At 69.7% G+C, this 26,278-nt stretch carries 28 protein-coding genes and 3 tRNA genes; 19 read left to right on the top strand and 12 right to left on the bottom strand.

Translation table 11 applies throughout. The features are described 5' to 3' along the window. The 6 genes from HALOF300_RS16775 to HALOF300_RS16750 form a co-directional block, all read right to left on the bottom strand. Positions 1–1,054, bottom strand: a 1,054-nt coding sequence (locus HALOF300_RS16775; RefSeq protein WP_197522624.1) for a hypothetical protein, incomplete at its 3' end; no start/stop codon positions are given. Between the two features lie 82 nt (positions 1,055–1,136). Continuing rightward, positions 1,137–1,613 (bottom strand): GNAT family N-acetyltransferase, encoded by a 477-nt coding sequence (locus HALOF300_RS16770; protein WP_231955482.1) that lies wholly within the window; start codon positions 1,611–1,613, stop codon positions 1,137–1,139. Further along, positions 1,610–1,999 (bottom strand): DUF3054 domain-containing protein, encoded by a 390-nt coding sequence (locus tag HALOF300_RS16765; protein WP_156742056.1) that lies wholly within the window; start codon positions 1,997–1,999, stop codon positions 1,610–1,612. Before HALOF300_RS16765 ends, HALOF300_RS16770 begins: the two co-directional genes overlap by 4 nt. Before the next feature lies 1 nt (position 2,000). Beyond that, entirely contained in the window at positions 2,001–2,540 is a 540-nt protein-coding gene (locus tag HALOF300_RS16760; protein ID WP_154793280.1) for an NUDIX hydrolase family protein, read from the bottom strand. Between the two features lie 65 nt (positions 2,541–2,605). Continuing rightward, on the bottom strand, positions 2,606–3,448 hold the full coding sequence (locus HALOF300_RS16755; protein ID WP_231955481.1) for a LacI family DNA-binding transcriptional regulator: 843 nt from the start codon (positions 3,446–3,448) through the stop codon (positions 2,606–2,608). Positions 3,449–3,453: 5 nt separating this feature from the next. Then, positions 3,454–5,952 (bottom strand): glycoside hydrolase family 2 protein, encoded by a 2,499-nt coding sequence (locus HALOF300_RS16750; RefSeq protein WP_156742054.1) that lies wholly within the window; start codon positions 5,950–5,952, stop codon positions 3,454–3,456. Between the two features lie 352 nt (positions 5,953–6,304). Here HALOF300_RS16750 and HALOF300_RS16745 point away from each other — a divergent pair, with 352 nt between their 5' ends. The 7 genes from HALOF300_RS16745 (at position 6,305) to HALOF300_RS16715 (ending at position 13,852) form a co-directional block, all read left to right on the top strand. Continuing rightward, the gene (locus HALOF300_RS16745; protein ID WP_156742053.1) at positions 6,305–8,002 is read left to right on the top strand and encodes an ABC transporter substrate-binding protein; all 1,698 of its coding nucleotides are present in this window, start codon (positions 6,305–6,307) and stop codon (positions 8,000–8,002) included. Between the two features lie 110 nt (positions 8,003–8,112). Continuing rightward, a complete protein-coding gene (locus HALOF300_RS16740; protein WP_156742052.1) occupies positions 8,113–9,102 on the top strand; it encodes an ABC transporter permease in 990 nt (329 codons plus the stop codon). 8 nt (positions 9,103–9,110) lie between these two features. Beyond that, entirely contained in the window at positions 9,111–10,073 is a 963-nt protein-coding gene (locus HALOF300_RS16735; protein WP_156742051.1) for an ABC transporter permease, read from the top strand. Beyond that, a complete protein-coding gene (locus tag HALOF300_RS16730) occupies positions 10,070–10,984 on the top strand; it encodes an ABC transporter ATP-binding protein (RefSeq protein ID WP_408636867.1) in 915 nt (304 codons plus the stop codon). The genes HALOF300_RS16735 and HALOF300_RS16730 overlap by 4 nt, the downstream gene beginning before the upstream one ends. After that, a complete protein-coding gene (locus tag HALOF300_RS16725) occupies positions 10,981–11,790 on the top strand; it encodes an ABC transporter ATP-binding protein (RefSeq protein ID WP_156742050.1) in 810 nt (269 codons plus the stop codon). The genes HALOF300_RS16730 and HALOF300_RS16725 overlap by 4 nt, the downstream gene beginning before the upstream one ends. Before the next feature lie 74 nt (positions 11,791–11,864). Continuing rightward, positions 11,865–13,118: an ROK family transcriptional regulator gene (locus tag HALOF300_RS16720; protein ID WP_156742049.1), complete on the top strand. Its 1,254-nt coding sequence runs from the start codon at positions 11,865–11,867 to the stop codon at positions 13,116–13,118. A gap of 47 nt (positions 13,119–13,165) precedes the next feature. Next, positions 13,166–13,852 (top strand): endonuclease III domain-containing protein, encoded by a 687-nt coding sequence (locus HALOF300_RS16715; RefSeq protein ID WP_156742048.1) that lies wholly within the window; start codon positions 13,166–13,168, stop codon positions 13,850–13,852. Positions 13,853–13,870: 18 nt separating this feature from the next. On the opposite strand, the gene HALOF300_RS16710 is transcribed toward HALOF300_RS16715, so the two are convergent. Then, positions 13,871–13,952: transfer RNA gene (locus HALOF300_RS16710), tRNA-Leu, on the bottom strand. A gap of 44 nt (positions 13,953–13,996) precedes the next feature. On the opposite strand from HALOF300_RS16710, the gene HALOF300_RS16705 reads away from it, so the two are divergent. Further along, the gene (locus HALOF300_RS16705; protein WP_156742047.1) at positions 13,997–14,683 is read left to right on the top strand and encodes an HAD family hydrolase; all 687 of its coding nucleotides are present in this window, start codon (positions 13,997–13,999) and stop codon (positions 14,681–14,683) included. A gap of 30 nt (positions 14,684–14,713) precedes the next feature. Here the strand turns inward: HALOF300_RS16705 and HALOF300_RS16700 are convergent, their stop codons facing one another. Continuing rightward, a complete protein-coding gene (locus HALOF300_RS16700; RefSeq protein ID WP_156742046.1) occupies positions 14,714–15,190 on the bottom strand; it encodes a peroxiredoxin in 477 nt (158 codons plus the stop codon). A gap of 100 nt (positions 15,191–15,290) precedes the next feature. Between HALOF300_RS16700 and HALOF300_RS16695 the strand changes: the two genes are divergently transcribed. The 3 genes from HALOF300_RS16695 (at position 15,291) to HALOF300_RS16685 (ending at position 17,351) form a co-directional block, all read left to right on the top strand. Beyond that, a tRNA-Lys gene (locus HALOF300_RS16695) sits at positions 15,291–15,363 on the top strand. Between the two features lie 293 nt (positions 15,364–15,656). Beyond that, positions 15,657–16,835: a glycoside hydrolase family 76 protein gene (locus HALOF300_RS16690; protein ID WP_156742045.1), complete on the top strand. Its 1,179-nt coding sequence runs from the start codon at positions 15,657–15,659 to the stop codon at positions 16,833–16,835. Positions 16,836–16,919: 84 nt separating this feature from the next. After that, positions 16,920–17,351 carry an HNH endonuclease gene (locus HALOF300_RS16685; RefSeq protein WP_156742044.1) on the top strand — a complete coding sequence of 144 codons (432 nt, stop codon included), beginning with the start codon at positions 16,920–16,922 and terminating at the stop codon, positions 17,349–17,351. A 131-nt stretch (positions 17,352–17,482) separates the two neighbouring features. Here HALOF300_RS16685 and pip read toward each other — a convergent pair whose 3' ends face one another. After that, positions 17,483–18,466, bottom strand: coding sequence for a prolyl aminopeptidase (gene pip / locus HALOF300_RS16680; RefSeq protein ID WP_156742043.1), 984 nt, complete (start codon positions 18,464–18,466; stop codon positions 17,483–17,485). Positions 18,467–18,536: 70 nt separating this feature from the next. On the opposite strand from pip, the gene HALOF300_RS16675 reads away from it, so the two are divergent. Further along, positions 18,537–19,481, top strand: coding sequence for an ATP-grasp domain-containing protein (locus HALOF300_RS16675; RefSeq protein WP_156742042.1), 945 nt, complete (start codon positions 18,537–18,539; stop codon positions 19,479–19,481). A gap of 460 nt (positions 19,482–19,941) precedes the next feature. Beyond that, positions 19,942–20,427: a DUF1269 domain-containing protein gene (locus tag HALOF300_RS16670; protein ID WP_156742041.1), complete on the top strand. Its 486-nt coding sequence runs from the start codon at positions 19,942–19,944 to the stop codon at positions 20,425–20,427. A gap of 121 nt (positions 20,428–20,548) precedes the next feature. On the opposite strand, the gene HALOF300_RS16665 is transcribed toward HALOF300_RS16670, so the two are convergent. Continuing rightward, positions 20,549–20,624: transfer RNA gene (locus HALOF300_RS16665), tRNA-His, on the bottom strand. A gap of 91 nt (positions 20,625–20,715) precedes the next feature. Continuing rightward, positions 20,716–21,369 (bottom strand): oligoribonuclease, encoded by a 654-nt coding sequence (orn, locus tag HALOF300_RS16660; protein ID WP_197522623.1) that lies wholly within the window; start codon positions 21,367–21,369, stop codon positions 20,716–20,718. A 161-nt stretch (positions 21,370–21,530) separates the two neighbouring features. Between orn and HALOF300_RS16655 the strand changes: the two genes are divergently transcribed. Then, the gene (locus HALOF300_RS16655; RefSeq protein WP_156742040.1) at positions 21,531–22,106 is read left to right on the top strand and encodes a TIGR03086 family metal-binding protein; all 576 of its coding nucleotides are present in this window, start codon (positions 21,531–21,533) and stop codon (positions 22,104–22,106) included. A 150-nt stretch (positions 22,107–22,256) separates the two neighbouring features. Here the strand turns inward: HALOF300_RS16655 and HALOF300_RS16650 are convergent, their stop codons facing one another. Further along, positions 22,257–22,469 (bottom strand): hypothetical protein, encoded by a 213-nt coding sequence (locus tag HALOF300_RS16650; RefSeq protein ID WP_156742039.1) that lies wholly within the window; start codon positions 22,467–22,469, stop codon positions 22,257–22,259. A gap of 166 nt (positions 22,470–22,635) precedes the next feature. On the opposite strand from HALOF300_RS16650, the gene HALOF300_RS16645 reads away from it, so the two are divergent. The 5 genes from HALOF300_RS16645 (at position 22,636) to HALOF300_RS16625 (ending at position 26,278) form a co-directional block, all read left to right on the top strand. Further along, complete coding sequence (locus tag HALOF300_RS16645) at positions 22,636–23,184, top strand: DUF1697 domain-containing protein (protein ID WP_156742038.1); 549 nt, start codon at positions 22,636–22,638, stop codon at positions 23,182–23,184. Positions 23,185–23,250: 66 nt separating this feature from the next. After that, entirely contained in the window at positions 23,251–23,619 is a 369-nt protein-coding gene (locus HALOF300_RS16640) for a VOC family protein (RefSeq protein ID WP_156742037.1), read from the top strand. A 127-nt stretch (positions 23,620–23,746) separates the two neighbouring features. Beyond that, on the top strand, positions 23,747–24,385 hold the full coding sequence (locus HALOF300_RS16635; protein ID WP_156742036.1) for a TetR/AcrR family transcriptional regulator: 639 nt from the start codon (positions 23,747–23,749) through the stop codon (positions 24,383–24,385). After that, the gene (locus HALOF300_RS16630) at positions 24,378–25,427 is read left to right on the top strand and encodes a hypothetical protein (protein WP_156742035.1); all 1,050 of its coding nucleotides are present in this window, start codon (positions 24,378–24,380) and stop codon (positions 25,425–25,427) included. Before HALOF300_RS16635 ends, HALOF300_RS16630 begins: the two co-directional genes overlap by 8 nt. Next, a complete protein-coding gene (locus tag HALOF300_RS16625; protein ID WP_156742034.1) occupies positions 25,424–26,278 on the top strand; it encodes a CPBP family intramembrane glutamic endopeptidase in 855 nt (284 codons plus the stop codon). Before HALOF300_RS16630 ends, HALOF300_RS16625 begins: the two co-directional genes overlap by 4 nt.

Genomic DNA, 26,278 nt, shown 5'->3' with positions numbered 1-26,278 from the left:
CCTCCCACGGGTGGGTCAGGTCGGCGCCGTCCAGGAGCAGCGGCAGCGGGTAGCCGTGGTCGTACATGCTCACGTCGAGGGCGAGCCAGTGCGTGCCGGGGGCCAGGTCGAGGTCGAGGGTGCGCAGGTCCGAGGGCCCGGGCGCCAGCTCCCCGATGTCCCAGTGCCGCCCGTCGACGGCGATGCCGCGGACGCGTGGGAGTGTGGTGGTCAGCGGCAGGCCGAGGCTCACCGGTCCGGCCTCGGCGACGGTGAGCGCGGTGAGAAGGTAGCCGCCGTAGGCGCTCGGGTTCGCGTGCGCGGGCGAGGTGGGGTCGAAGGTCGCCCGGACGTCCACCGTCCAGCTCCCCGGCCACGGGCGGACCCGCTCGACTGAGCGCACCGCCACGGGTGCGACGACCTCCTCCTGCAGTGGCGGGATCGGCCGCGGCACCAGTGTGGTCCACGGTCCCTCGCCGGGCGCGGCGATCTCCGTGGCGGGCGCCCATCCGGCCTCGAGGCCCTTCGGGTAGGTGCCCTCGAAGGCGTCGCCGCCGTCGGTCCAGTCCGGCTGCCAGGCGCCGTCGACGTCCTCGGTGAACGCCAACTGCGGGCTGATCCGGGGCGCTCGCGGATCGTGGCCCCCGTGCGTGGCCACCTCCCACGTCGAGTCGGTGCCGAGGATCCCCCAGCCGAGGTCGAGTTCGGCGAGCAGGCCGCCGCGCCCGGGCAGCGACTGGAACGTGGCGACCCCGTGGTGGGCGACCAGCACCGCCACCGTGTTCCACTTGTACTCGCGCAGGTGCCACCAGATGTCCCAGGTGTCCACCGGCCACCGGTCGCCGAACGCTCGCACCGGCCCGTGCCCGATCCGCTTGCCGTTGACGAACACGACGTACCTGGTGTCCGCGGTGATCCGCAGCAGCGCCGTTCCACCTTTGTCTGCAGCGAACCGGCGCCGGAAGCAGCGCCACGCGTTCCGGGGCTCGGGCTCGCCGTCGTCCCAGATCCAGCGGGTAGCGCCCTGCCACGTTGCGCTCGTGTCGGTCTCGGACGGTGCCGGTATCGAAGTCACGGCAGGATCCTCGCACAGGCCTGGCGCCGCCCCGCGCGAGGATCCACGGCGGGTTCAGCCGCGGTCGAACGCGCCGCCGGCGTCATCCTCCGGGCGGCGGCGCGGCCAGCTCGAACCGCATCCGGGGCAGCCGGCGGCCCGGGATGGAACCGCTCGCGGTGCTGCCGACCGTGGTCGCGCCGGCGTGGGCATAGAAGGCCTCGGCCCCTGGATCGGCGTCCAGACCCAGGCTCCGGAAACCCGCCTCCCGCGCGCTGTCCAGCGCGTGCCGTAGCAGCGTGCCGCCGAGCCCGGTGCCGATCCGGGCCGGCTCCACGAACAGGGCGTCGAGTTCGCCGGCCGGCGGGTCGCCATGGATCCGGTAGAGACCGAGCGGCACGTCGTCGTCGACGGCGACCATCAGTCCCCAGCCGGCGATCTGTGCCTCGGTGTAGGTGAGCTCGGCGCGGCACATCTCGAGGAAGCCGTCGTCGTAGCCCCAGTGCGCCTTGGAACGCAGGGCGAGTGCGGACAGGGCCGCCGCTTCGCCGGGGATCGCCCGCCGGATCAGCACGGTCACCTCGCGGCGCGCCGTCCGAACAGCGCCACGAGAGCGCGCCAGCCGATCAGGAAGACGGCCAGGACCACCGCGGCGACGAGCGGGAAGGCCCCGGACAGACCGCCGCCGGTCAGGGCGCGCAGGCCGAGGCCGACGGCCACGGTCACCGCCCAGACGATCACGCCGGTGGGCCAGGGCCGCAGCGGTGACCGCCACGCTCGTGCGATCGCCCAGCCGAGGATCAGGGCGACGCCGAACGGCCACGCGGTGCCGAGCAGGCCGGCGAACACCCCGTCGTCGTGGTGGGTGCGGCGCCCGGCGAGGGCGAACACGAGCACGGCGACCACATCGACGACGGCAGCGACGACGACCGCGCGAGGCGACGCCGTCGCCCGAGTTGTGCTCACGTCAGATCAGGCGACCGGTCGTGGCCAGCGCGGTGCGCACCAGCGCGCCGTGCCCGGAGACCATCTCCGCCTGCACCATCGGCGAGACGACCTCCTCGGGAGAGAACCAGCCGATGTCGAGGGCGTCCTGCTGGGGCTGGCAGTCGCCGTCGATCGGGACGATGTAGGCGAGCGAGACCGCGTGCTGGCGGGGGTCGTGGTAGGCGGTGATGCCCGGCGTGGGGAAGTACTCGGCGACCGTGAACGGCACCAGCGAGACCGGCAGCCGCGGCAGCGCCATCGGGCCGAGATCCTTGTCCAGGTGCCGGGCCAGGGCGTCCCGGACCAACTCGTGGTACATCACCCGGCCCGAGACCAGGGCGCGGGAGATGCCGCCCTCGCGCGGGGTGCGCAGCAGCAGCGCCACCTGCTGGATCACGCCGTCGGCATCCACGCGGACCGGGATCGCGTCCACGTACAGGATCGGCATCCGCCGGCGCACGGTGGCGAGGTCCTCGGGGGAGAACCAACCGCCGAAGTCTTCCGTAGAGATATCACTCACCCTTGAGTTCTACCCGCTGGGCGCCGGGCGTGCTAATCGGCGCGCCCCGGGACCTCATGCGAGCCTCAGCCGGGCGGCGCCGTCGAGCCCCGTGGCACCAGGTGCGGCTGCGGCGCGACATGCGAGAGGACCGGGCCACCGGCCAGGACGTTGAGCACACAGTCGGCGGCCAGGGCGCCCATGCCGTAGACGTCGAGGCTCATCACGCTGAGCGGTGGCGAAGCCAGCCGGCACAGCGTCGAGTCGTCCCACGCGAGGATCGAGAGCGAGTCCGGCACCGTGACATCCAGCTCGGCCGCCACCCCGAGCCCGGCGACGGCCATGACGTCGTTGTCGTAGACGATCGCTGACGGCGCACCCGCCCGGCCGAGCAGGGACCGGGTCGCACGCGCGCCACCCTCCTCCGAGTAGTCTGCCTCGACGACCACGCCGGTGAGCCCCCGCGAGGCGCACTCCTCACGGAACGCCTCGGTGCGGGCCTGGGTGTGCGCGAGTCCGCTCGGGCCGCTCACCCGGGCGAGGTCGGTATGCCCGAGGCCGGCGAGGTAGGCGACGGCGTCTCGCATCGCCTGGGCGTTGTCGATCCAGATGTTCGTGAACGGCAGGTCGCGTCGCGGTCCACCGACGACCACCGTGGGCAGGTCGATCTCGGAGAGCACCTCGAGTCGCTGATCGACCAGATGGAGATTGGTGACGATGACGGCGTCGACGAGCCGGCCCTCGGCCCATCTGCGGTACGCCGCGATCTCGGCGTCGAGGTCCGGGACCACGTGCAGCAGCAGCGAGTGGCCCTCGCCGGACAGGCGCCCCTCGATACCGGCGATCAGCTCCATGTGGAAGGGTTCGATGCCGAGCAGCCGTGCCGGGCGCGCGAGCACGAAGCCGACCGCCCCGACGCCTTGAGTCACGCGGCTCACCCTAATGCCGACACCGTCCGTTCCGGCACTCGGCCGACCAGGTCGTTCGCGGTCCGCAGCACCGGCCGGCCAGCGAGAGCAGCCTCGTCCAGCACGGCTCCGGTGTGTATCCGGAAGGTGGCCGACTCCCCGGCCGGGAGGGTCACCAACGCGTCGTCGACCACCGCCGCCGGGTCGAGCCGGTCGACGAGCAGGGTCACGTCCCGGGCGAGCGAACGCGCGCGCACGGTGACGTCGTAGCCGGCGCTGGTCGGTGCGACGCTCACGTCGAGAGGATCGCCGGCCAGTGCGGCATCGACGTCCTCGACGAACAACCGGACGGTGCGCTCGGTGCCGAGCCGGGCCACGATCGCCTCGGATCGCCCGTCCTCGGGGGTACGGATCTCGGGCGGCAGCGTGACGAGCCGCACCGACCGCCCGCCGACGGTGACGTCGTCGAGCAGTTCCGCGCGCACGTCGCCGGCGAAGGTCTCCCGAGTGATGCGGATCGTGCCCGACCATGGTTCGTCGGTGTCGTTGACCAGTGCCACCGCCGGCTGACCGTCCCGCGCCACGACGGCCATCAACCGGTCGGCGTACGCCTGCCTCAGCGCGTACCACAGGGGCTTGCGGCGTTCGCCGCCGTCGATGGCCGCCCACGAGGTGACCGGCCAGCAGTCGTTGAGCTGCCAGACGATCGCGCCGGCGGTGCGCGGCCACCAGGACCGGTAGTGCTCGATCGCGAACGCGACCGCGCGGGCCTGGTTGAGCTGAGTCGCCCAGTGCCAGTCGGCGAAGTCCGCGGGGATCCCGAGGTGGGCGGCCAGGCCGCGATCCAGCTTCTCGTTGCCCTGCTCCGCCTTCTGGTGCCACATGAACACGGGGTCCGTCTTCGACCACCGACCGTCGGCGGGTGCGACGGCGCGCTCCAGGGTCGCCCAGGCCGGCGGGCCCTGGAACCCGAACTCCGAACAGAACCTCGGTATCTCCGAGGCGTAGGCCGTGTAGTCGAGTCGGTTCCACACCTCCCACTGGTGATGGGTTCCGTGGTCGGGGTCGTTGGGGTGGCGTTCGGTGAGCGCGAAGCCCGGCGAGGACGGGCTGTTCCACGAGTAGGGCCGCGTCGGGTCCAGGTCGGCGAGAACCCGCGGCAGCAGCTCGGTCGCGTAGCCGTAGCCCCAGGTCGCGTCGCCCTCGAGGACCTCCCGCCAGCCCCAGTCGAGGTAGCCCCAGATGTTCTCGTTCCCGCCGTTCCAGACGACCAGGCTGGGGTGTGGCGTCAGGCGCGCGATGTTCTCCCGGGCCTCCGCCTCGAGCTCGGAGGCGAGCGGTTCCTCCTCCGGGTATGCCGAACAGGCCAGCGGGAAGTCCTGCCACACGAGCAGGCCGCGCTCGTCGCACAGTTCGTAGAAGTCGCGGCTCTCATAGATTCCGCCGCCCCACACGCGCAGCAGGTTCAGGTTGGCATCGAGGGCCTGGTCGAGGCGCCTGGCGAGCCGGTCATGGGTGATCCTGGTCAGGAGGTGGTCGTCCGGGATCCAGTTCGCTCCCTTGACGAACACCGGGCGGCCGTTGAGGCGCAGTGTCCACGGGGTGCCATGGGCGTCCGGCGTCTCGTCGATCTCGACGGTGCGGAACCCGATGCGACGCTGCCAGGAGTCGAGGGAGGCAGCGCCGTCGGTCAGCTCGACCTCGAGCGGGTAGAGCGGCTGGTCGCCGTGACCCGCCGGCCACCACAGTTCGGCGTCCGGTGCTGCGACCTCGACGACGGCGGTGCTCGCCTCGGGCAGGATCGTCGCCTCCCGTTCGATGCCGGCCACGCGGGTCCGCACGGTGAGTGCGGCCGGCTCCTCCAGACCGGACCGCTCGACGTCGACGTGCACGCGGACGTACGGGACGCCGTCGGGCCTGATGCCGACGAGCGGTCGGACGCCCGCGAGGCGCGCGAGGCGCCACCGTTCCACCCGCACGCCGCGCCACAGACCGGCGGTCTGCAGGTCGGGTCCCCAGTCCCAACCGAAGCTGCAGGCCATCTTCCTGACCATGTTCAGGGGATGCGCATATGCGGACGGCCGGGCGCCGAGCCGCTGCCGTTCCGCCTCGGCGTAAGTCAGCGCAGCTGAGACGTCGACCACGAGGTCGCGCTCGTGACCGATCAGGCCGGTGACGTCGAAACGGTGGCTACGGTGCATGTTGCGGGTGTGGCCCAGCACGTGCCGGCCCAGCCGCACGGTCGCCACCGTGTCGATGCCGTCGAACACGAGGTGGACCCGCTCGTGCGGCTCGGCCGGCGGCTGGTCCACCTCCAGGGCGAAGCGCCAGTCGGCCCGGTGCATCCAGGCCACGTCCCGCTCGTTGGTGCCGACGTAGGGGTCGGCGATCAGACCGGCGTCCAGGAGTGCGGTATGCGAGGTCCCGGGGATCGCGACCGGTACGTCGAGGCCGCGCAGCCGCTCGGGGACGGAGCCGCCCTCGGCGCGAAGGAGCCAGCCGTCGTGCAGGTCGCGAGCGTGCATTCGAGAGTCCTCCGGAGCCAAGGGGGTTCACAGTCAACGGCCGAACGTCATCGTCGCACGCCCGGGAGTCGCGTGAAGATTCTTAGGCGATCGAACGAAGATCGTCAACCTTGGCTCGGGCGGTCGCGAGGTGCGCAGCATGCACGGAGGCGCAGAACCTTCGAAGAATCGGATCGACTCGTCGAGCGGTTCTGGGCCGCGCTCTCGCGTCGAACCGCTTCGCCACAGCCCTTGACGCGACTAACTTTGATCGACTACAAAAGTGCTGCGGTCACCGAAGATCCGGCACCTCGCCGGTGCTCGCACCCCCATCGCCATGACGTGGTGGCGATCCGAACCGAGGGATTCAACGATGAAGATCCGGACCAGGCGTCCTGCGCGGCGCCAAGCACTGGTGGCCACAACGGCCATCGCGGCACTCACCCTGACGTTGGCGGCCTGCTCGGCTGATGACCCCGACGACCCGTCCGGAGCCGACACCGGCGACGGCACCACCTCGATCAGCGTCTCGTTCGGCGAGATCGTCGAGAACTGGAACCCGTTCTCGCCGACCGCCCTGCAGCCGACCCGCGGCGTCATCTTCGAGTCGCTCTACTGGTACAACCTGGCCGACGAGGCCGATCCGACGCCGATGCTGGCGACCGGGTACGAATGGAACTCCGACGGCACCGAGTTGACGATCACCACGCGCGAGGGGGTGCAGTGGTCGGACGGCGAGCCCTTCACGGCCGCGGACGTCGCCTTCACGTTCAACCTGATCAGCCGGACCCCGGAACTCAACACGAGCGGGAACTCGGCCACGGCCGAAGCGATCGACGACACGACTGTCGTGCTCACCTTCCCCGAGACGTCCTTCATGCAGGAGCCCAGTGTGCTGGGCAACCAGGGCATCGTCCCCGAGCACATCTGGTCCGGGATCGATGACCCGACCACCAACATCAACTCCGACCCGGTCGGCACCGGCCCGTTCGTGGTCTCCGACTTCTCGACCGAGACGTTCGTCCTCACGAGCAACGATGACTACTGGAACGGCACGCCGGCGATCGACGAGGTCCGTTACGTGCCGCTCGACTCCGCGGACGCGAACAGCGCCGCACTCATCGCCGGCCAGATCGACTGGATGAGCTCGTTCCTGCCCGGCCTCGAGCAGTTGATCGCCGACAACGAGGACATCGGCTTCGTCAACACCCCGGCCCTGACCGCCTCGATCTTCACCTGCTCCAGCGCCGAACTCGGCTGCGAGGGCCCGCAGACCGACCCCGCGGTTCGCCAGGCGATCTACTGGGCGATCGACCGCACCCAGCTCAACACGCTCGCCGGCGGCGGCTTCGCGGGCGCCGCTTCACCCACACTGCTCATCCCGGGCCGTGACGACGCCTGGATCACCGACCCCGACAACGTGAGCGCGCCGGACGGCCCCGACGTCGAGGAGGCGAACTCGGTACTCGACGCCGCCGGCTGGGAGATGGGCTCCGACGGCGTCCGCACCCGTGACGGCGAGCGGCTGTCGATGACGATCCAGACGGTCTCCGGCTGGAGCGACTTCATCTCGCTCAACGACGCGATGACGCAACAGCTCGCCACAGTGGGCATCGAGCTGGTGCCCACTCAGGTGGCCTGGAACGAGTGGAACGACTCGCAGACCCAGGGCACGTTCCAGCTCTCCCTGGACTCGATCGGTCTGGGTGCCTCGAGCAACCCCTACTTCACCTACATCGGGAAGTACCACTCGGTGAACACGGTGCCGGTCGGCCAGGCAGCGACCTCGGGCAACTTCGCGCGCTACAGCAACCCCGTCGTCGACGAGGCTCTGGAGACCGCGGCCGCAACGGCGGACGAGACGGTGCAGGCCGAGCAGTACGCGATCGTGCAGGAGGAGATCGTCAGGGATCTGCCCTACATCCCGATCTACGTGAACTCGATGCTCACCGAGTTCAACACCTCGCGCGTCACCGGCTGGCCCACGAACGAGGACCCCTACGCGATGCCCGCCACCTGGAAGGCGTGGGACGCGGGCATCGTCCTGCAGCGGATCGTCCCGGCCGAGTGACCTCGACCGAGTGAACCCGGCGGAGCCGGCGGTGTCCGGTCGAGCTTGAACGGCTCGCCCGGCATCGCCGGCCCACCCACACCCACGTTCCGACCGCGAAGGGCCCGCACGTGAGATTCCTGTGGCAGAAGTTCGGCTTCTACCTCGTCGCCCTCTGGGCGGCACTGACCCTCAATTTCTTCCTGCCCCGGTGGATGCCCGGCAACCCGGTCGACATCATGGTCTCCAAGCTCGCCCAGCGTGGCGAGGTGACCCCGGCCACGCGGCACGCCATCGAGTTGCTGCTCGGGATGGACTCCTCGGTGCCGCTCTGGCAGCAGTACATCGACTACCTCCAGCAGATCTTCCGAGGCGATCTGGGTGTCTCGGTCGCGTACTTCCCGACACCGGTGGTCGACGTGATCGGCCAGACGCTCCCTTGGACGGTCGCGCTTGTCGGACTGTCCACGCTCATCTCCTTCGTCATCGGCGTCGGCCTGGGCATGCTGGCCGGCTGGAAGCGTGGGTCCTGGATCGACAACATGGTCCCCTCATTGACCCTCCTGCAGTCCATCCCGTACTTCTGGCTCGCTCTCGTGCTGCTGTTCCTGCTCGGCAGCGTGTGGCAGGTCTTCCCGCTCAACGGCGGCTACGACATCTACACGACGTCGCCCGGGTGGACGTGGGACTTCGTGAGCTCGGTCATCTACTACGGCACGCTGCCTGCCCTGACGATCGTCATCTCATCCGTGGGCGGCTGGATGCTCGGCATGCGCAACATGATGGTGTCCACGCTCTCGGAGGACTACATCCTGACGGCCGAGGCGAAGGGTCTGCGGCCCTCTCGGATCCGGCTCACGTACGCGGCGAGGAATGCGGTGCTGCCCTCGGTCGCGGGGTTCGCGATCTCGCTCGGATTCGTGGTCGCAGGTTCGGTCGTCACCGAGTCGGTGTTCTCCTACCCCGGTATCGGATCAGCCCTGCTGTCCTCGGTCAACAACGCCGACTACGCACTGATGCAGGGGATCTTCCTCGTCATAACGCTCTCCGTGCTCGGCGCGAACCTGCTCGTCGACCTCCTGTACACCGTCATCGACCCGCGCACGCGGGCCCGCGCCTAGGAGCCGCCATGTCGATCGCCACGCAAGACCCGGCCCTCGCCGCGGCCGAGGCCAGGGACCAACCGCGCCGCCGCCGTCGGACCCTGCCGCCGATGACGCCGAAGCTCGGCGTCGGGCTCGCCATCACGATCGTGATCGTCCTGTTCGGCACCCTCGGGCCGTTGCTCGTGGGTAGCCCGTCGGAGGTGCGCAACATCGGGATGACGCCCCCGTCGTCGGAGTTCTGGCTGGGCACCACCCAGACCGGTCAGGATGTGTTCGCCCAACTCGCCCACGCCACCCGTGGCTCGCTGCTCATCGGCCTCGTGGTCGGCGTCCTGACGCTGCTGCTCTCGTCGTTCTTCGGTGTGGTCGGGGCCTTCGCCGGGGGCTGGACCGACGAGGCGTTCTCGCTGTTCACGAACGTGATGCTCGTCATCCCGGGACTGCCGCTCGTCATCGTGATCTCCAGCTACGTGACGCAGAAGAGTGTGTGGATGGTCGCCGTCGTGCTCGCCATCACGAGCTGGGCAGGCTCGGCTCGCGTCCTGCGGGGCTTCACCCTCAGCGTGCGGAACCGCGACTACGTGCTGGCTTCCCGGGTCAGCGGCGAGTCGTCGTGGCGCATCCTCGCGGTCGAGATCCTGCCCAACCTGGTCCCGCTGCTCGCCTCGCAGGTGGTCTTCGCCGTGATCTTCGGGATCCTCGGCGAGGCCGGGCTGTCGTTCCTCGGGCTCGGGGCGACGGGGTCGTTCACCTGGGGCACGATGCTGTACTACGCGCAGAACGGGCTCGCGCTGCGGCTCGGCGCCTGGTGGTGGTTCGTCCCGCCCGGCCTGATGCTCGCAGTGTTCGGCGCCGCACTCGCGCTCATCAACTTCGCCATCGACGGCATCATCAATCCGAAGCTGCGGGACGGAACCCGCGAACAGCGCAGGCGCTGGCGGATGACCAAGGAGCAGTTGCGCGAGAGCGAGGAGGAGGTCCGGTGAGCCAGACGCCGTCGGCGGGGGAGAGCGCGTCGGAGCGCGGCTACCGCCCCATCGTCCTGGAGATCGATGCGGTGAGTGTCGACTATCTCGTGGCGGAGCCCGTGCATGCCGTACGAGAGGTGTCGCTCAGCCTGCACCGGGGCGAGGTGCTCGGGTTGGCGGGGGAGAGCGGCTGTGGCAAGAGCACGCTGGCCTACGCCGTCACCCGGCTCCTCAAGCCGCCCGCCGCGATCGTCGGCGGACGGGTGCTGTTCCACTCACGCGAGGGGCACGCCATCGATCTCGGCAACCTGCACGGCGAGGACCTGCGGGCATTCCGCTGGGACAAGGTCGCGATGGTGTTCCAGGGCGCAATGAACTCGCTCAACCCGGTGATCCGGATCCGTGACCAGCTCGAGGACGTGTTCACCACTCACCGGCCAGACCTCGACCGCCGCACGCGCAGACGGCGCAGCGCGGAACTGCTGGAGCGGGTTGGCGTCGACCCGGACCGGCTGTCGTCCTACCCCCACGAGCTCTCCGGCGGGATGCGCCAGCGCGTCATGATCGCGATGGCGCTCGCGCTCGACCCGCAGGTGCTGCTGATGGACGAGCCGACGACGGCGCTCGACGTCGTCGTGCAGCGGGAGATCCTGCAGGAACTGACGCGGCTGCGCGAGGAGCTCGGTTTCGCCGTCGTGTTCATCACCCACGATCTGCCACTGCTGCTCGAGATCAGCGATCGGATCGCCGTCATGCGGGAGGGCCGCATCGTCGAGATCGCGGACGCGCGCACCCTCTACACCGATCCGCAGCACGAGTACACCCAGGCGCTGCTCCGCTCGTTCCCCAGCCTCACCGGCGCGCGCGGCGACTTCATCCGGACCGGTGCCGGAGCGGGCCCACGGGAGAACCTGGAGGTGGCCCGGTGACCACGCTGGAGCTACGTGAGGTCGTCAAGGAGTACCGGCTGCGGAGCGGCTTGCGGCACTCGACCCTGCGCGCCGTCGATGACGTGAGCTTCACCCTGGAGCCCGGACGGACGACGGCACTGGTCGGTCAGTCGGGATCCGGAAAGTCGACGGTCGCGAAACTGTTGCTGCGGCTCGAGCGCCCGACCTCCGGTCGGATTCTCCTGGACGGGAAGAACCTGCCCGAGCGAGGTACCGCCGGACGCGCCTACCGGGGTGCCGTGCAGATGGTGTTCCAGGATCCGTTCGCGTCGCTGAACCCGTACCACACGGTCGCGCACCACCTCGCCCGGCCGGTCACGCTCCATCATCCCGGGCTCGGCCGCACCGCGGTCCTCGACCGCGTCCACGAACTGCTGGCACGGGTCCGGCTCGACCCGGTCGAGGAGTTCGCGCAACGGCGCCCGCACGAGTTGTCCGGCGGGCAGCGGCAGCGTGTTGCGATCGCGCGAGCGCTCGCACCGGCGCCGGGTATCCTCATCGCGGACGAGCCCGTCTCGATGCTCGACGTGTCGATCCGGCTCGGGGTACTCAACCTGCTGTCGGAACTACAGCGCGAGGAGCAACTCGGTGTCCTCTACATCACGCACGATCTCGCGACCGCGCGACATTTCTCGGACGAGATCCTGGTGATGTACCGAGGCAGCGTGGTCGAGCGCGGCCCGGCCGATGACGTCATCCTCGATCCGCAGCACGAGTACACCAAGTTGCTCCGTGCGGCGGCTCCCGATCCCGAGCGGCGGCTCCGGGAGCTGGCTGGCCCATGACGTCTGTACGTTGCGCCGTCGACCCGGCCGGGGACGGGGGAGACTGGGTGTAGACGGAGGAGAGGAGTCGCACGATGAGCACGGACAGTGGCGGTGCGCAGCAGACGCGCAGCCGATCGGCGATCCTCGACGTCGTGCGAGCCGCAGGCACCATCAGCCGGGTCGAGCTGACCCGCGCCACCGGGCTGACCGGCGCGACCGTGTCGACCGTGGTCCGACGCCTGATCGACGAGGGCTTGATCGTCGAGGTCGGTCGCGCCGAGTCCACCGGTGGGAAGCCGCGGACACTGCTGCGGCTGGAGCCGCTCGCCCGGTTCGCAGTGGGGGTGCACCTGGACATCGCCGGTATCACCTACGTGATCGCGAACCTGGGTGGCGGTGTGGTGACGAGGTGGCGGACTGCCGGCACCGGCGGCGATGCCGCCGAAGAGATCGTGAGCCGTGTCGCACGTGAGGTCGACGACATGATGCACCGCGTCGACGTGGAACGGGACCGGGTACTCGGCGTCGGGGTCGTGGGCCCTGGGCCGTTGTCCCACCCGGCGGCGGCCTGGACGACGACACCCGAGCCCGCGAGGCTTGCCGGGTTCGCACTCGTGGACGCGCTGGAGTCGGCGCTCGGGATGCCGGTGCTGCTGGACAACGACGCCACCGCAGCCGCGGTGGGTGAGTACTGGTCGGGTGGGATCGAGTCGACGGCGTCGTTCGGCGCCCTCTACATGGCCGCCGGGGTCGGCGCGGGCGTGCTCGTCGACGGCTCCGTGTACCGCGGTTCCAGCTCGAATGCCGGCGAGATCGGGCACGTGTGCGTCGATCTCACCGGACCGGAGTGCTGGTGCGGTTCCCGCGGGTGCGTCGAGGCGGTCGCCGGCCCCGCCGCGGTCGTGGCAGCCGCACGGGCGCGCGGGGTCGACCTCGGGCCGGCCGGCCGGCCGGCGACCGAGGACTTCGGCACCCTCGCCCGCGCCGCGCTGCGCGGCGACGCCGTGGCATCCTCGCTGCTGACGTTCTCCGCTCGGTACCTGGCGGTTGCTGCCCAGACGCTCGCCACCGTGATGGACCTCGACCACATCGTGCTCACCGGTCCGGCCTTCGCCGTGGCGGGATCCCTCTACCTGCCGGTGATCGAGGACCACCTCCAGCGGACCTTCTTCGCTCGCGGCAGCCACGCGCTGCGGGTCCGCCTCTCCTCGAGCGCGCATGAGGCGGCGGCGATCGGAGCTGCCGCCCTGGTGCTTCAGAGCGAGCTCGTGCCGAGGCCCTCGGCCGTGCGGATGCCGGCCGAGCACACGGTGGCCGTCGCGTCGTCGGTTCCGGTCGAGCGCTGACGGGACCGGTGCGGCCGGATGTCGGCGGCTGCGGCTAGCGTGGGCGCATGCGACGCGACGAGAAGGTGGCACGTATCGGCGAGATTCTCGACGGGCTCTACCCCGAGCCCCCGATCCCGCTTGATCACGTCAACCCGTACACGCTCCTGGTCGCCGTCGCACTCTCGGCGCAGACCACGGACAAGAAGGTCAACGAGATCACGCCTGCCCTGTTCGCCGAGGCGTCAACGCCCGCGCAGATGTTCGCGCTGGGGCCGGAGCGGATCCTCGAACTGATCCGGGAGGTCGGGCTCGCGCCGACCAAGGCCCGCAACCTCTGGACGGCGGCCGGTCAGATCGTCGATGCCGGCGGCGAACTGGTGCCCGAGTGGGACTTCCTCGAGGGCCTCGCCGGGGTCGGGCACAAGACCGCGAGCGTGGTGATGGCGCAGGCGTTCGGCGTGCCCGCGTTCCCGATCGACACCCACATCTTCCGGCTCGCCCGGCGGTGGGGACTATCCCGGGGCACCACGGTCGAGCGCGTCGAGACCGACCTCAAGAAGGCGTTCCCGCGCGAGACCTGGAACCGTCGGCATCTGCAGATCATCTACTTCGGCCGCGAATACTGCCCCGCGCAGCGACACGTGTTCGCGACCTGCCCGATCTGCTCCTTCGCGGCCACCAAGGCGCAGCAGGCGACCGAACTCAAGGCCCGCGCCAAGCCCAAGCGGGCGGCTGTCGCGCCGCCCGCCTGACGATGGTGCATCCACCGGTGCGCGAGATGGGACTCGAACCCACACGCCCGAAGGCACAGGAACCTAAATCCTGCGCGGCTGCCAATTACGCCACTCGCGCTCACCCCTAGCCTATGTGCCGACCGACCTGACGGAGGAATCGACGTGCCCACTCCCACCCTCGTGCTGGACTTCGACGGCACGGTCTGCCTCGGCGACGATCCGGTGCGGTTGTACGCGCAGGAGGTGTCACGGCGGGTGTCGGCTCCGTGGCGGGAGCGGGTCCTTACCGGCGCGGAGGACTTCCTCGCCGGGCGCTCACGGCCCGGTGACGCCCAGGACGGCTACCAAGCCGTGCACGCGCTGGGGTTCGCCGCAGGCCTCGACCGTGCGTCGATGTCGCCCGCGTACCTGGCATCCCGGGAGCGGCTCGACGCGGGCGAGGGCGAGGTGGGCCCGCCGCCAGGCCTGGGCGAACTCCTGGACGACGTTCGAGGCGCGGGCGTGCAGACCGTGCTGCTGACCAACGCCCCAGGCACCGGCGTGTTCGGGTGGCTCGACGCGGTGGGGCTCTCCGACCGGCTGGACGCGGTGATCACCGACGCCGGCAAGCCGGCGACGATGCTTGACCTGCTCGGCGGGCTGCTGACCGAGGCGGACCTGGAGTGCCGACCGGACCGGCTGCTGAGCATCGGCGATGTATGGGCGAACGACGTCGGACCCGCCCTGGCCCTCGGGTGCACGGCCTTCCACATCGACCGGTTCGACCTGCACCGAGGACGAAGTTCTCGGACGGCGACAACGTTCGTCGAGCTCTACGGTGCCGTTCGGGACTGGGCCGGGCGCCACTGACGGCTGCGGGGCGCCGTCACCAGGCGAGGCTCAGTCGATCTTCAGGTCGCGGCGCAGCTTCGCCACGTGCCCGGTCGCCTTCACGTTGTACTGGGCGAGGGCCACGGTTCCGTCCGTGGCGACCACCACCGTCGAGCGGATCACGCCGGTGTAGGTGCGTCCGTAGTTCTTCTTCTCGCCCCATGCGCCGTACGCCTCGAGCGTGGTGTGTTCAACGTCACTGACCAGCGGGAACGTCAGGGCCTCGGCCTCGACGAAGCTTGCGAGCTTGTTCACGGGGTCGGGGGAGACGCCGACGACGGCGTATCCGGCGCCCTGCAGGGAGGCCAGCGAGTCGCGGAAATCGCACGCTTCCTTGGTGCACCCGGGGGTCCCCGCAGCTGGGTAGAAGTAGACGATCACGCCGTTCTCGGCGGTCGGGAGGAGCTCGGCGAGGCTGAGCGAGCCGCCGTCCGCGGTGGGCAGGGTGAAGTCGGGTGCAGTCTCGCCGGCGGTGAGTCGTGCCATGGTTGTGAACCTCCGTGTCGGGTGCCGTCCCGGACAGGTTAGGCGTCCCCTGGCCGGTTGGCCCCAGGCGCACCAGGGCTGGTAATATCGTCCACCGCAAGCACCTCTAGCTCAATTGGCAGAGCAAGTGACTCTTAATCACTGGGTTCTGGGTTCGAGTCCCAGGGGGTGTACCGCCACGGGGCCGGATCTTACAAGATCCGGCCCCGTTCTCGTCGCCGCGGATGCTTCCCGTCCGACCACCCCTGCGGCCCCTCGAGCGCGGGCCCGGGTGCGTCCGGTGACGCCGTTGCCCAGCGACACTAGCCCGAGCTAGAGGCTTGATATACCCAGAGTGGGGCCGAACGGCAGTCCCAGGCACTCGATCTCAACCATGGTCATATTCAGCATATTGTGCGACGATCGGACCCGCCTGAAGGTCGACGATGACGAGGTCGGTGCTGACGCCGACGGGGAAGTAGGAGCAATGACGCTGAGGAGAACCATCGGAGGTACCGCCGCCGCCGTGCTGGTCGGCAGCCTGGCGCTGTCCGCATCGGCCGGCGCGGAGCCGGCACGACAATCTCACCGGGCCCAGGTGGACCGAGCCATCGCCAGCTACGAGGCGATGCAGGAGTACCTGTACGCCGATGACGGCTCGAACCTCTATCTCGAGCGGTACCCGCTCGGGAGTGATGACCGGGCCTACTCCTTCGAGTGGCCGTTCTCGCAGGCGCACATCGCCACCCTGGATCTCATCGGTATCCCCGGCCGGCTGGGCAACGGATTCGCTGACGACCTCGCCGATCGGGCCGTCGGCCAGGAGCGGTACTGGAACGCCGACGGCGGCACCACCGGCCTGCCAGGCTACGACTCCTACCCGCGCACGCCGTTCGGCGACGGCGGCGACATGTTCTACGACGACAACGAGTGGGTTGCACTGGCCAAGGTGCAGGAGTACCTGGCCACCGGGGACCGGTCTGCCCTCGACCGGGCGGCGCAGATCTTCGATCTCGTGGTCTCCGGCTGGGACACCGACCCCTCGCACGCAGCACCGGGTGGGGTCTTCTGGACGCAGGCGCCGTGGAGCACGGACCGCAACACGGTCTCCACGATGCCCGGCGCGCAGCTCGGGGTGCGCCTGTACATGATCACCGGAGAGCAGGACTATCTGGACTGGGCATTGCGGTTCGTGGAGTGGACCGACGAGCACCTGCTCGCCCCGAACGGTCTGTACTGGGACAACATCAAGTTGGACGGCAGCATCGACGAGCGGCACTTCTCCTATAACCAGGGCGTGCCGATCGGCACCTACACGCTGCTGTACGAGGCCACCGGGGACGAGCAGTATCTGGCCAGGGCCGAATCGATCGCGGCTGCCTCGTACACGTACTTCGTGGAGGAAGACCGGCTGAACGAGCACGAGATCTTCTTCAACTCGATCTACTTCAAGAACCTGTTGCTGTTGGAGTCCACCACCGGCGGCCATCGCTACCGCAGCGCGATGGAGGAGTACGCGGACCACCAGTGGGAGCGGGTCCGCGATCCCGAGACCGGCCTGTTCCCGGTCGACGGCACGTCCACGGAGCTGCTCGACCAGGCGGCCATGGTGCAGATCTACGCCACGCTCGCCTGGCCCCGCGGGCACCTGGAGATCCTGTACTGAGCCGCGTCCTGGCAGAAAGTCCTTGATCTGGTCCCCGGTGTGGCGTAGGAACGTCCCGGGGACCAGACGAGGAGAGTGGTGACCATGGCGATCGCGGTGCTGAACCCGCCCGATGACCAGGTCCTGCACATCGTGCCCCTGCGCAAGGCGATCGCGCTGCTGCGCCGCAACGTCGTGGAGATCGTGGAGGTCGAGGACGGCTCCACCTTCGGCCCGTACGTGGTGCCCCGCGTGCTGCGTCTGACCCGGGCCGTCTCGATGGTCCACCAGTTGGAGGGCAGGCGCCCGGTGTTCTCCAAGGCGGGTGTGCTGCGCCGCGACAGGTACACGTGTGCCTACTGCGGCCGCTCGGCCACGACGGTCGACCACGTGGTGCCGCGCGCCCGTGGCGGCCGGTCCTCCTGGCTGAACCTGGTCGCGGCCTGCCGCCCGTGCAACCAGGCCAAGGCGGACATGTCGCTGCGCGACTGCGACATGCGGCTGCAGTTCCTGCCGTATGAGCCCGACTGGATCTGACCGCGGCCACTGCGGCGAGAAAGACCCTCCCGCCTGAGGAAGGAGGGAAGTTCCGCACTGACTCAGGCGGAGGTTCCTCATGACGCGGCAGGTACGGCCGAAGACGGCGTCCGATTCGCCGCACGGGGAGCTCACCGCGGCGGCATGGCCGCCATCTTGTCCGTGGCGGCGACAAGGGCGCGGGCGATGCCGGGTTCGGTGGAGGCGTGCCCGGCGTCCGGCACCATGACGAACTCGGCCTGGGGCCAGGCCCGGTGCAGGTCCCAGGCGGTCGCGGCCGGGGTGCACGCGTCGTAGCGGCCCTGGACGATCACGCCGGGGATGTCCGCCAGGGCGCCGGCGCCTTCGATGAGCTGGCCCTCGGCGAACCAGCCCCTGTTCACGAAGTAGTGGTTCTCGATCCGCGCGAACGCGAGCGCGAACTCCGGCTGGGAGAACTTCGTGATCGAGTCGTCGTCGATGAGCAGGGACGTGGTCGCGGCCTCCCACGTGGACCAGGCGACGGCGGCCGGGCCGTGCACGCTCGGGTCCGGGTCGTGCAGCAGGCGGTGGAACGCGCCCATGCAGTCGCCCCGTTCCTGCGGCGGAACCGGCGCGACGTACCGCTCGAACCAGTCCGGAAACAGCGCGCTCGCGCCGCCCTCGTAGAACCAGTCCAGCTCGGCCTTGCGCAGCGTGAAGATGCCGCGCAGCACGAGTGAGCGGACCCGCTCGGCGTGCTTCTGCGAGTAGGCGAGGGCGAGGGTCGAGCCCCAGGACCCGCCGAACACGTGCCAGGACTCGACGTCCAGGTGCGTGCGCAGCGCCTCGATGTCAGCAACCAGGTGCCAGGTGGTGTTCGCGCTCATGTCGGCACCGGGGGAGGCGGCGTGCGGCGTGGAGCGGCCACAGCCGCGTTGGTCGAACAGGATGATCCGGTAGCCGTCCGGGTCGAAGAACCGGCGCTGGTCGGGGTTCGTGGCCCCGCCCGGACCACCGTGCAGGAACACCACGGGCTGCCCGTCGGGATTGCCGGAGACCTCCCAGTAGATCTCGTGCCCGTCGCCGACGGCGAGCATGCCGCTCGTGTAGGGGTCGATCGGTGGGTACAGGGGCGAGTCGTCCGAGGTGGTCATGACGTCACGGTACGGCGCCGGTGCACCTGGCGAAGTCACGCCGGCGTGAACTTCTTAGTACGGTTCAGGTGTGTCCACCACTCCACGCCTCGCGCTCGTCACGTGCGCCGAACTGCCCGACCTCGACGACGAGGATGCCCCGCTCATCCCCGCACTGGCCGAGCGCGGCGTCACGGCTGAGTCCGTGGTCTGGGACGACCCGGCGGTGGACTGGTCGCGCTACGACCTGACCGTCATCCGGTCCGCGTGGGACTACGCCGCCCGTCGTGAGGAGTTCGTGGCGTGGGCCGGGTCCGTGCCGCGCCTGGTCAACCCGCCGAACGTGGTGCGCTGGAACTCGGACAAGCACTATCTGCAGGCGCTCGAGGACCACGGGCTGCCCGTGGTGCAGACCACCTGGCTCGAGCCGGATCGCGGGTACGACAAGCGCGCCCTGCACAACAGGTTCCCGGCCCGCGAGGACTTCGTCATCAAGCCGGCGATCAGTTCGGGCTCCCTCGACGCCGGTCGGTACACGGCCACCGACGCGGACTCCCGCAGGTACGCCATCGAGCATGCCAAGCGGCTCCTCGGCGAGGGCCGTTCGGTGATGGTCCAGCGGTATCTGCCCGAGGTGGACTCCCACGGCGAGATCGCCCTCGTGTTCTTCCACGGCACGTATTCGCATGCGACCCGCAAGGCCGCGATGCTGACCACCGAGGAGGTGGAGGCCGAGCGTCCCCGCGAGGAGGTCATGGAGGCCTACCACGCCACCCCCGAGGAGATCGCGGCGGGACAGCAGGCCCTGGCGTTCGCCCGGGCACGGATCCCCGGCCGGTCGATCTCCAGCCGGCCGCTCGCCTACGCGCGGGTCGACCTGGTGCCCACCAACGGCAAGTCCGTGGTGATGGAGCTCGAACTCATCGAGCCGTCGCTGTTCGCCTCGCTCGGCCGCGGCGCGCTCGACCGGTTCGCTGACTCCCTCGTCGCGGAACTCCGGATGGGACCGGACAGCAACAACATCGACCTGGCCTGATCGCTGCGGCGATCAGGCAGGCGCGCGCTGTCACGATCGAGCGCTCGGCGGCCCCGCGGCACGAGTGTTCGGCCGCGCGCGGACAAGGGGGCGACGGCGTCCATCGCCTGCCCATGGACGGGCAGCCTGGGTGGAGTTGCCCGAGTTGCCCGAGTTGCCGCAGTCGGCCACCCTGCTCACCCACGGTGACCCGTTTGCTCACGGCCACCCGGACGGAGCCCGATCGCAGGTGCATCTGACCGACGTACGCCCCGCCGTCGGACGTCTCGATCACGACGCGACCACCGGCGCGGGCGTTCGCGCCCCTCCGGGCGCGGCCCGCTCGGCTGAGCGATGGCATCCGATCCCACGGGCACTGGAACCCCTCATCCGTTTCGGGTGGTCGGGAGTGGCGGTCTAGCGGCGGCGAACCGGGAACGTGATACTGGTCACCTCAGTGCCACTCCGAGAGGACATACGCGTGACCACGTTCACCACATGGAAGTTCGAGACCGTCGACGGTGCCGATCGGGCGGCGGACACACTCAAGCAGGTCCGGAGTGACGGGCTGATCAAGGTCGAGGACTACGCCGTCCTCACCTGGCCCGCCGACGCAGATCGTCCCGAGGTCAAGTACGAGAACCGCGACAACTGGCGCGCCGCCGGCTGGGGTGCGTTCTGGGGCGTGCTGTTCGGGGCGCTCTTCTTCCTGCCCCTCATCGGGGCGGCCGCGGGGGCCGCGATCTCACTGCTGAACAAGCACATGCAGGACGTCGGCATCACCCGAGAACAGCTTGACGCCATCGGCAAGCAGGTCGGCCCAGGTAGTTCCGCGCTGTTCGTCGTCACCAGCGAACGTGACCTCGACCTGGTGGCCGAACGGTTCCGCGGCCACGAGGGCACGCTCATCGCGACCAACCTGGTCGCCGGCGAGGCTGACGAGGTCCGGCAGGCGTTCGAGGGCTGAGCGCCGGAGCTGCCGTGGCCGGGCGATCCCGCTCGTCTGCGGCGCCCCTGCCCGCGATGGGGCGAGGCCCGAACCCTGGCCGGAGTGCGTATCCGCCCTGGGTTCGGGCCTCGTTCGTGCTTGGGGTGAGTAACGGGGCTTGAACCCGCGGCCTCCTGGACCACAACCAGGCGCTCTACCGACTGAGCTATACCCACCATGACGCTCCGCGCAGGCGCGGTCGCGATTGCCAATCATAGCGAAGTTCGGAGGGTGGTCGCGCCACCGCCGAATGCCCGACGGCGCAGGTCAGGTTGCGGAGGTCGGCGCCGCCGCGACCGTGGGTGCCGACGCGATCATCGCGGCGACCTTCCTGCTGGTGGCCGAGTCCGGCCCGGAGCCGTCGGGGAACAGCACGGCACGGTAGTACCGCAGCTCGTCGATGCTCTCGGCGATGTCCGCGAGGGCGCGGTGGCCGCCGGCCTTCTTGGGCGCGTTGAAGTAGGCGCGCGGGTACCAGCGGCGGGCCAGCTCCTTGATCGAGGAGACGTCGATGATCCGGTAGTGCAAGAACTCGGTGAGCGCAGGCATGTCCCGCTCGAGGAAGCCACGGTCGGTACCCACGGAGTTGCCCGCGAGCGGCGCCCGGGCCGATTCCGGCACGAACCGGCGAATATAGGCCAGGACCTGCTCCTCAGCCTCGGCGAGCGTGATACCGGAGTCGAGCTCGTCGAGCAGGCCGGAGGAGGTGTGCATCTCGACGACCACCTCGTTCATGTCCACCAGCGAATCGGCCGGTGGTTTGATCACGAGATCGAGGCCAGGGTCGAGCGCATGCAGCTCGGAGTCGGTGACGATGACGGCGATCTCGACGAGGGCGTCCCTGGTCAGGTCGAGGCCGGTCATCTCGCAGTCGATCCAGACGATCGCATCGGAGCCGGCGGTCTTGGCGGAATTGCTCACCGGGTCAGCCTAGTCCGAGCCTGCGACATGGCGGCAGCCGCTAACTGCCCCTTAGTCAACCAAAGGGTTGACAACGACCGCCTGCGCGGTCTTCAATGAAGTCAACGAACTGGTTGATTACGAACCTGGTCAACGTCCGATCGAGAGGAAGGGCTAACGAGATGAGCAGGGACCCCGCAGTCGAGTACCGAGAGGTCGCGGCGACGTTCACCGCGCGTGTGGAGGGCGCCGATCCGGACCGCTGGGGAGATCCGTCTCCGGTACCTGAGTGGGTCGCCCGGGACGTCGTGGCCCACCTGATCGAGTGGCTGCCCCAGGTGCTGGGCTTCCAGGTCGCGGAGGTGCCGCCGGTGGCCGACGATCCCGTCGCCGCGTGGCGTGCGCACTCGGACGGGGTCCAGACGCTGCTAGACGATCCGGTGCGTAGCCGGCGAAGCGTCAGCAATCCGAACTTCGGTGAGATGGCGGCTGCGGACGTCGTCGACCGGCTCTACACGCCGGACGTGTTCATGCATACCTGGGATCTCGCGCGGGCAACCGGTCAGGACGACCGGTTGGATCCCGATCGGTGCGCCGCCGGGTTGGCGGCCAGCGAGCCGATGGAGGAGATCATGCGTTCGAGTGGGCAATTCGGTCCGCGGGTGCCGGTGCCCGACGACGCCGGCGTGCAGGACCGGATGCTCGGGTTCATCGGCAGGGACCCGGCCTGGCAGGCGCCGGAGCGCCGAGCCGTCTGAGCGGCCCGGGCACGGCGGGTTCACGGCCGGGGAGACAGAGAACCCGGCGGCACCGAAGTGCCGCCGGGTTCTCCGGCCGGTCCGGACTCGATCCGTCCGGTCTGGTTTCGGGCGAGGCGACCACCACCACGCGCCCACACGGGCCGGCGTTCAGCTGGCCCTGACGTAGTCGCGGTCTGCGGGCTCGTTCGAGCCGGACAAAGAAGAAGGACGGCCGATTCTCCGGCCGCCCCGAGCGGTGATCTGGTTGCTTCGCGTGATGCGATCGAACAGTTGCTGCCTGAGCTTGCGGCGCTGTTCGACCTCGCTGCGCAGCTGTGCCTGCTCGAGGTGTTGGACTTCATAGATCGTCAACGGGTGCATGGGTGATACCTCTCGATGGTGGTGGTGGGTGTCGCCCGACGGAGCGACCCCGATAGGTAACCATCGGGACGCAGTCCCGGTCACTGCTTTATTCCTGAACGATCTCGGCGCGGGGCCGGCGCGCAGCTGCTTCCCGGTGACGGTGGACGGTCGTAGGGTCGGCGACATGCCTTCGAAGTCGTCCGAGCCTCGTGCCGCGCGGTACGCGGTCCTGCTGCGCGGGGTCAATGTCGGTGGGATCAACGTCAAGATGCCCGATCTGCGCAGGGTCCTGGAGGCTGCCGGCCTCGCCGATGTGCGTACCGTCCTGGCCAGCGGCAACGCCCTGGTCACCTCCGACCTCCCGCCCGCACGGTTGCGGCCCGAGGTCGAGACCGCGCTGCGGGAGGCGTTCGGCTACGAGGCCTGGGTGCAGGTGCTGCCGCTCGAGCGGATCGCCGCCATCGTGGCGGGCTATCCGTTCGACACCGACGAGACCACCCACCACCCCTACGTGATGTTCTGCGCCGACGACGCCGCGCTCGCGGAGGTCAGCGCGCTGGCCGCGGAGATCGACCCCGACGTCGAGAAGGTGCGCCCCGGGGAGGGGGTCATCTACTGGGAGGCGCCGAAGGGGTCCAGCACGGACACCACGTTCGCGAAGCTGACCTCCCGAGCGCGGTACAAGTCGGTGCTGACCACCCGTAACCTGCGAACGCTGCGGAAGCTGCTCTGATCCGAGCGGGGCCGGCTGTCGGATTTGTTCTATCGACGCCGGTGCGGGTGCGGCATCGTGGCCGCCATGACCGCACCTACGCTGAAGATGATCACCTTGGACTGCGCCGACGTGCGCCCGCTCGCGACCTTCTGGTCCGCCCTGCTCGACACTGAGACCCTGGTCGTCCAGGACTCCTACGCCATGCTGGCCGGTCCCGGTGCCGCCATCGGGATCGGTCGCGTCGATGACTACCTGCCGCCCGCCTGGCCGAACCCGAACGGAAGCAAGCAGTTCCACTTCGACCTCGCCTGCGAGGACGTCGCCGCCACCGAGGCGCGCTGCGTGGAACTGGGTGCGACCGTCCCCGCGGACCAGCCCGGCGAGACCTGGCGGGTGCTCCTGGACCCGGCCGGCCACCCGTTCTGCCTCACCGACGCCGCCAACTGGGGGTGAGGCCCGCGTCCTGATGGTGCGGCGTGGTCGGGCCGGCCGGGTGGGTCGCTGCGCTCGCGAGCAACGCCTGACCCGAGAGCGACTGTCGACCGTTGACCGTTCTGACCAATCGGCCTAATCTCGGATCATGCGGTCAGAAAGCGGTTCAATCGGTCGGTCCGGGACGTTCACCGAGGCCGCCCGCCGCGCGCAGATCATGGACGCGGCCATCGCGACGGTGAACGACGTCGGCTATCACCGGGCCTCGCTCGCGCAGATCGCTGCCCGGGCCGGGATCGCGAAGAGCATCATCAGCTACCACTTCGAGGGCAAGGAGCAACTGCTCCTGTACGTGATCGACGAGGTGTTCACCGGGGTCGAGGAGGCCACGCGCGCCGCCGTCGCCGCCGCCGTCGCCGCCGCCGACGACCCCGCGGCCCGGCTCGCGGCGTTCGCGCGTGGCTACCTGACGTTCGTGCGGGACCACCGGGAGGAGATGATCGCGGCCGTCGAGATCGCGGTCTCGCACCGTGATGGCGACGGAGTGCCGCTGTACCTGGCGGAGAGTGACGAGGAGAACGCGCTGCTCGAGGGCATGGTCGCGGACGGGATCGCCGCGGGCCAGTTCCGCCAGGTCGACCTCACCGTCGCCCGGACCACCGTGATCCACGCCCTTGACGGCGCCCTCACCAGATCGCAGATCGACGCGGGCGTCGACCTCGACGCCTACGGCGATCAGCTGATCCCGATGCTGCTCGCGGCGCTGGGATACCGGCCGGATGGGTGAGCGTGCGTTCGGCGTGCAGGGCATCGGCTACGACGCCGGTGTCCTCTACGAACGTGACTTCGAGTCCAACCCGCGCTGGACCCCCGAGCATGCCCGGCGCGACATGCGGGCCATTCGGGACGAACTCGGCTGCGACACCGTGCTCGTGATGGCGACGGACACCGGCCGGCTCCTGGAGACCGCCACCGTCGCCCGCGAGGAGGGCCTCGCCGTCTGGATCCAGCCGCGCGTGTTCGACGTGGACCCGGATCGGATAGCCGAGAACCTCGAGCTCGTGGCCGGGCGGGCCGAGGCGCTGCGGGTCAGCAAGGGTGAGGTGAGCCTGAACATCGGTTGCGAACTCAGCCTGTCCGCGAACGGCTTCGTGCCGGGTGGGACGTTCATCCGACGAGGGCTCGCGCTCCCGTATGTGTCAATCTCCCTGCCGCTGATCAACTGGCGGCTGCGCCGATTCCTCGCGCGACTCGTCACCGTTGCCAGGGGCAACTTCGCCGGGCCGATCAGCTACGGCGCAGGGGAGTGGGAACGCCCGGACTGGTCGTTGTTCGACGCAGTCGGCCTCGATGCCTACCGGGACGCGGCGAACGCCTGGCGGTTCGCCGGCGACGTGCGCCACGCCGTCGAACGCCACCACCGGGCCGGACGTCCGGTCCTCATGTTCGAGTTCGGCACCTGCGCCTACGTCGGTGCCGCGGAGAACGCCTCCGAGGCCGCCAACGTGCTCAGAGCCGACGCCGACGGCGGGATGCGGGTCCCGACGTCACTCGAACGCGACGAGCGCGTCCAGGCGGACTATCTCGACGAACTGTTCGACATCTTCGCGGACGCGGGTGTGGACGGCACGTTCGTGTGGGGCTTCAGCGAGCCCGCCCTGACCCGATCAGAAGAACTCGGCCATGACCTCGACGCCGCCAGCTACGGCGTCGTCGCCCCGATCGCGGACTCGTGGCTCCCGAAGCTGGCGTTCGGCACGATCGCGCGCCGCTACGGCGGTAGCGGTCGCGCGGCGCCCACCCACACCGATGAGCGGAGATCACCATGAGTGCGCACGGCACCACCAGAACGATCGTCGAGACGCGACCCGGCGTGGTGAGTTTCCTCGCGCGGCTCGCGATCGCCGTCGGGTCCTTGGCCGGTGGCCTACTGCTGCTGGTCACCGTCGCGGGCGACGGCGGACCGGCCGAGTCCCGTTCCCTCGCCGTGCGGGTGGTCGGCGGTGCGATCCTCTCGGCGGCCGTCGTCGCGATCGTCGCGGTCCTCGTGCGACGCGTGGACCGCCACGACCTCGCGTCGTTCGGGATCACCCGCCCACGGGATGGCTGGCGAGCGTTCACCACGGGCTTCCTGGCCTGGTTCGTGCCGGCCGCCGCGGTCCTCGCGGTCATGGCGCTGACCGGTACGCCGCTGGCGCTGCATGGGTCGCCGGCCGAGGTCGTCACTGCCGTGGTGTTCGTCCTCTTCGCGGTGCTGGTCAGCGAGGCGATCCCGGAGGAGGTCGTGTTCCGTGGCTACGTGACCGGGGTCCTCGGGGAGCGGCTGCGTGGCTGGTGGATCATCGTTGGCCAGGCCGTGCTCTTCGCGGGGTTCGCGCTCGCGCTGCGCGGATACACGGGTGTGGCCGACCTGTCGATGTTCGTGGCGATGGGGATCGGGCTCGGCTACCTGCGGATGATCACCGGATCGGTATGGACGTGCATCGGCTTCCACGCGGCGTTCCAGACGGTCTCCCAACTGCTGCTCGCCCATGACGTGGTCGAGTTCGGCGGAAGCACCGGGATGGCGATGCTCGCGCTCGGAGTCGTGCCCTTCGCCGTCGGCATCACGGTGGTGGCGGTCCTGGCGCCGACGCGACCGGCGCTCTTCCGGCGCGTCCCGAGCCGCCGCTCACCGTGA

Origin of the sequence: Occultella aeris, from assembly GCF_902703175.1 — a bacterium.
Classification (GTDB): Bacteria; Actinomycetota; Actinomycetes; order Actinomycetales; family Beutenbergiaceae; genus Occultella; species Occultella aeris.
Note: the sequence above shows the minus strand (reverse complement) of the source record. Positions and strands in the feature narration are given on the sequence as shown.

Bases quoted from the DNA above. Each gene is read 5' to 3' on its own strand.
- HALOF300_RS16700 (WP_156742046.1), bottom strand. From the start codon at position 15,190: ATGGCACGACTCACCGCCGGCGAGACTGCACCCGACTTCACCCTGCCC.
- HALOF300_RS16645 (WP_156742038.1), top strand. From the start codon at position 22,636: ATGCCTTCGAAGTCGTCCGAGCCTCGTGCCGCGCGGTACGCGGTCCTG.
- HALOF300_RS16625 (WP_156742034.1), top strand. From the start codon at position 25,424: ATGAGTGCGCACGGCACCACCAGAACGATCGTCGAGACGCGACCCGGC.
- HALOF300_RS16655 (WP_156742040.1), top strand. From the start codon at position 21,531: ATGAGCAGGGACCCCGCAGTCGAGTACCGAGAGGTCGCGGCGACGTTC.
- HALOF300_RS16735 (WP_156742051.1), top strand. From the start codon at position 9,111: ATGTCGATCGCCACGCAAGACCCGGCCCTCGCCGCGGCCGAGGCCAGG.
- pip (WP_156742043.1), bottom strand. From the start codon at position 18,466: ATGACCACCTCGGACGACTCGCCCCTGTACCCACCGATCGACCCCTAC.
- HALOF300_RS16750 (WP_156742054.1), bottom strand. From the start codon at position 5,952: ATGCACGCTCGCGACCTGCACGACGGCTGGCTCCTTCGCGCCGAGGGC.
- HALOF300_RS16690 (WP_156742045.1), top strand. From the start codon at position 15,657: ATGACGCTGAGGAGAACCATCGGAGGTACCGCCGCCGCCGTGCTGGTC.
- HALOF300_RS16635 (WP_156742036.1), top strand. From the start codon at position 23,747: ATGCGGTCAGAAAGCGGTTCAATCGGTCGGTCCGGGACGTTCACCGAG.
- HALOF300_RS16745 (WP_156742053.1), top strand. From the start codon at position 6,305: ATGAAGATCCGGACCAGGCGTCCTGCGCGGCGCCAAGCACTGGTGGCC.
- HALOF300_RS16640 (WP_156742037.1), top strand. From the start codon at position 23,251: ATGACCGCACCTACGCTGAAGATGATCACCTTGGACTGCGCCGACGTG.
- HALOF300_RS16720 (WP_156742049.1), top strand. From the start codon at position 11,865: ATGAGCACGGACAGTGGCGGTGCGCAGCAGACGCGCAGCCGATCGGCG.
- HALOF300_RS16630 (WP_156742035.1), top strand. From the start codon at position 24,378: ATGGGTGAGCGTGCGTTCGGCGTGCAGGGCATCGGCTACGACGCCGGT.
- HALOF300_RS16685 (WP_156742044.1), top strand. From the start codon at position 16,920: ATGGCGATCGCGGTGCTGAACCCGCCCGATGACCAGGTCCTGCACATC.
- HALOF300_RS16650 (WP_156742039.1), bottom strand. From the start codon at position 22,469: ATGCACCCGTTGACGATCTATGAAGTCCAACACCTCGAGCAGGCACAG.
- HALOF300_RS16715 (WP_156742048.1), top strand. From the start codon at position 13,166: ATGCGACGCGACGAGAAGGTGGCACGTATCGGCGAGATTCTCGACGGG.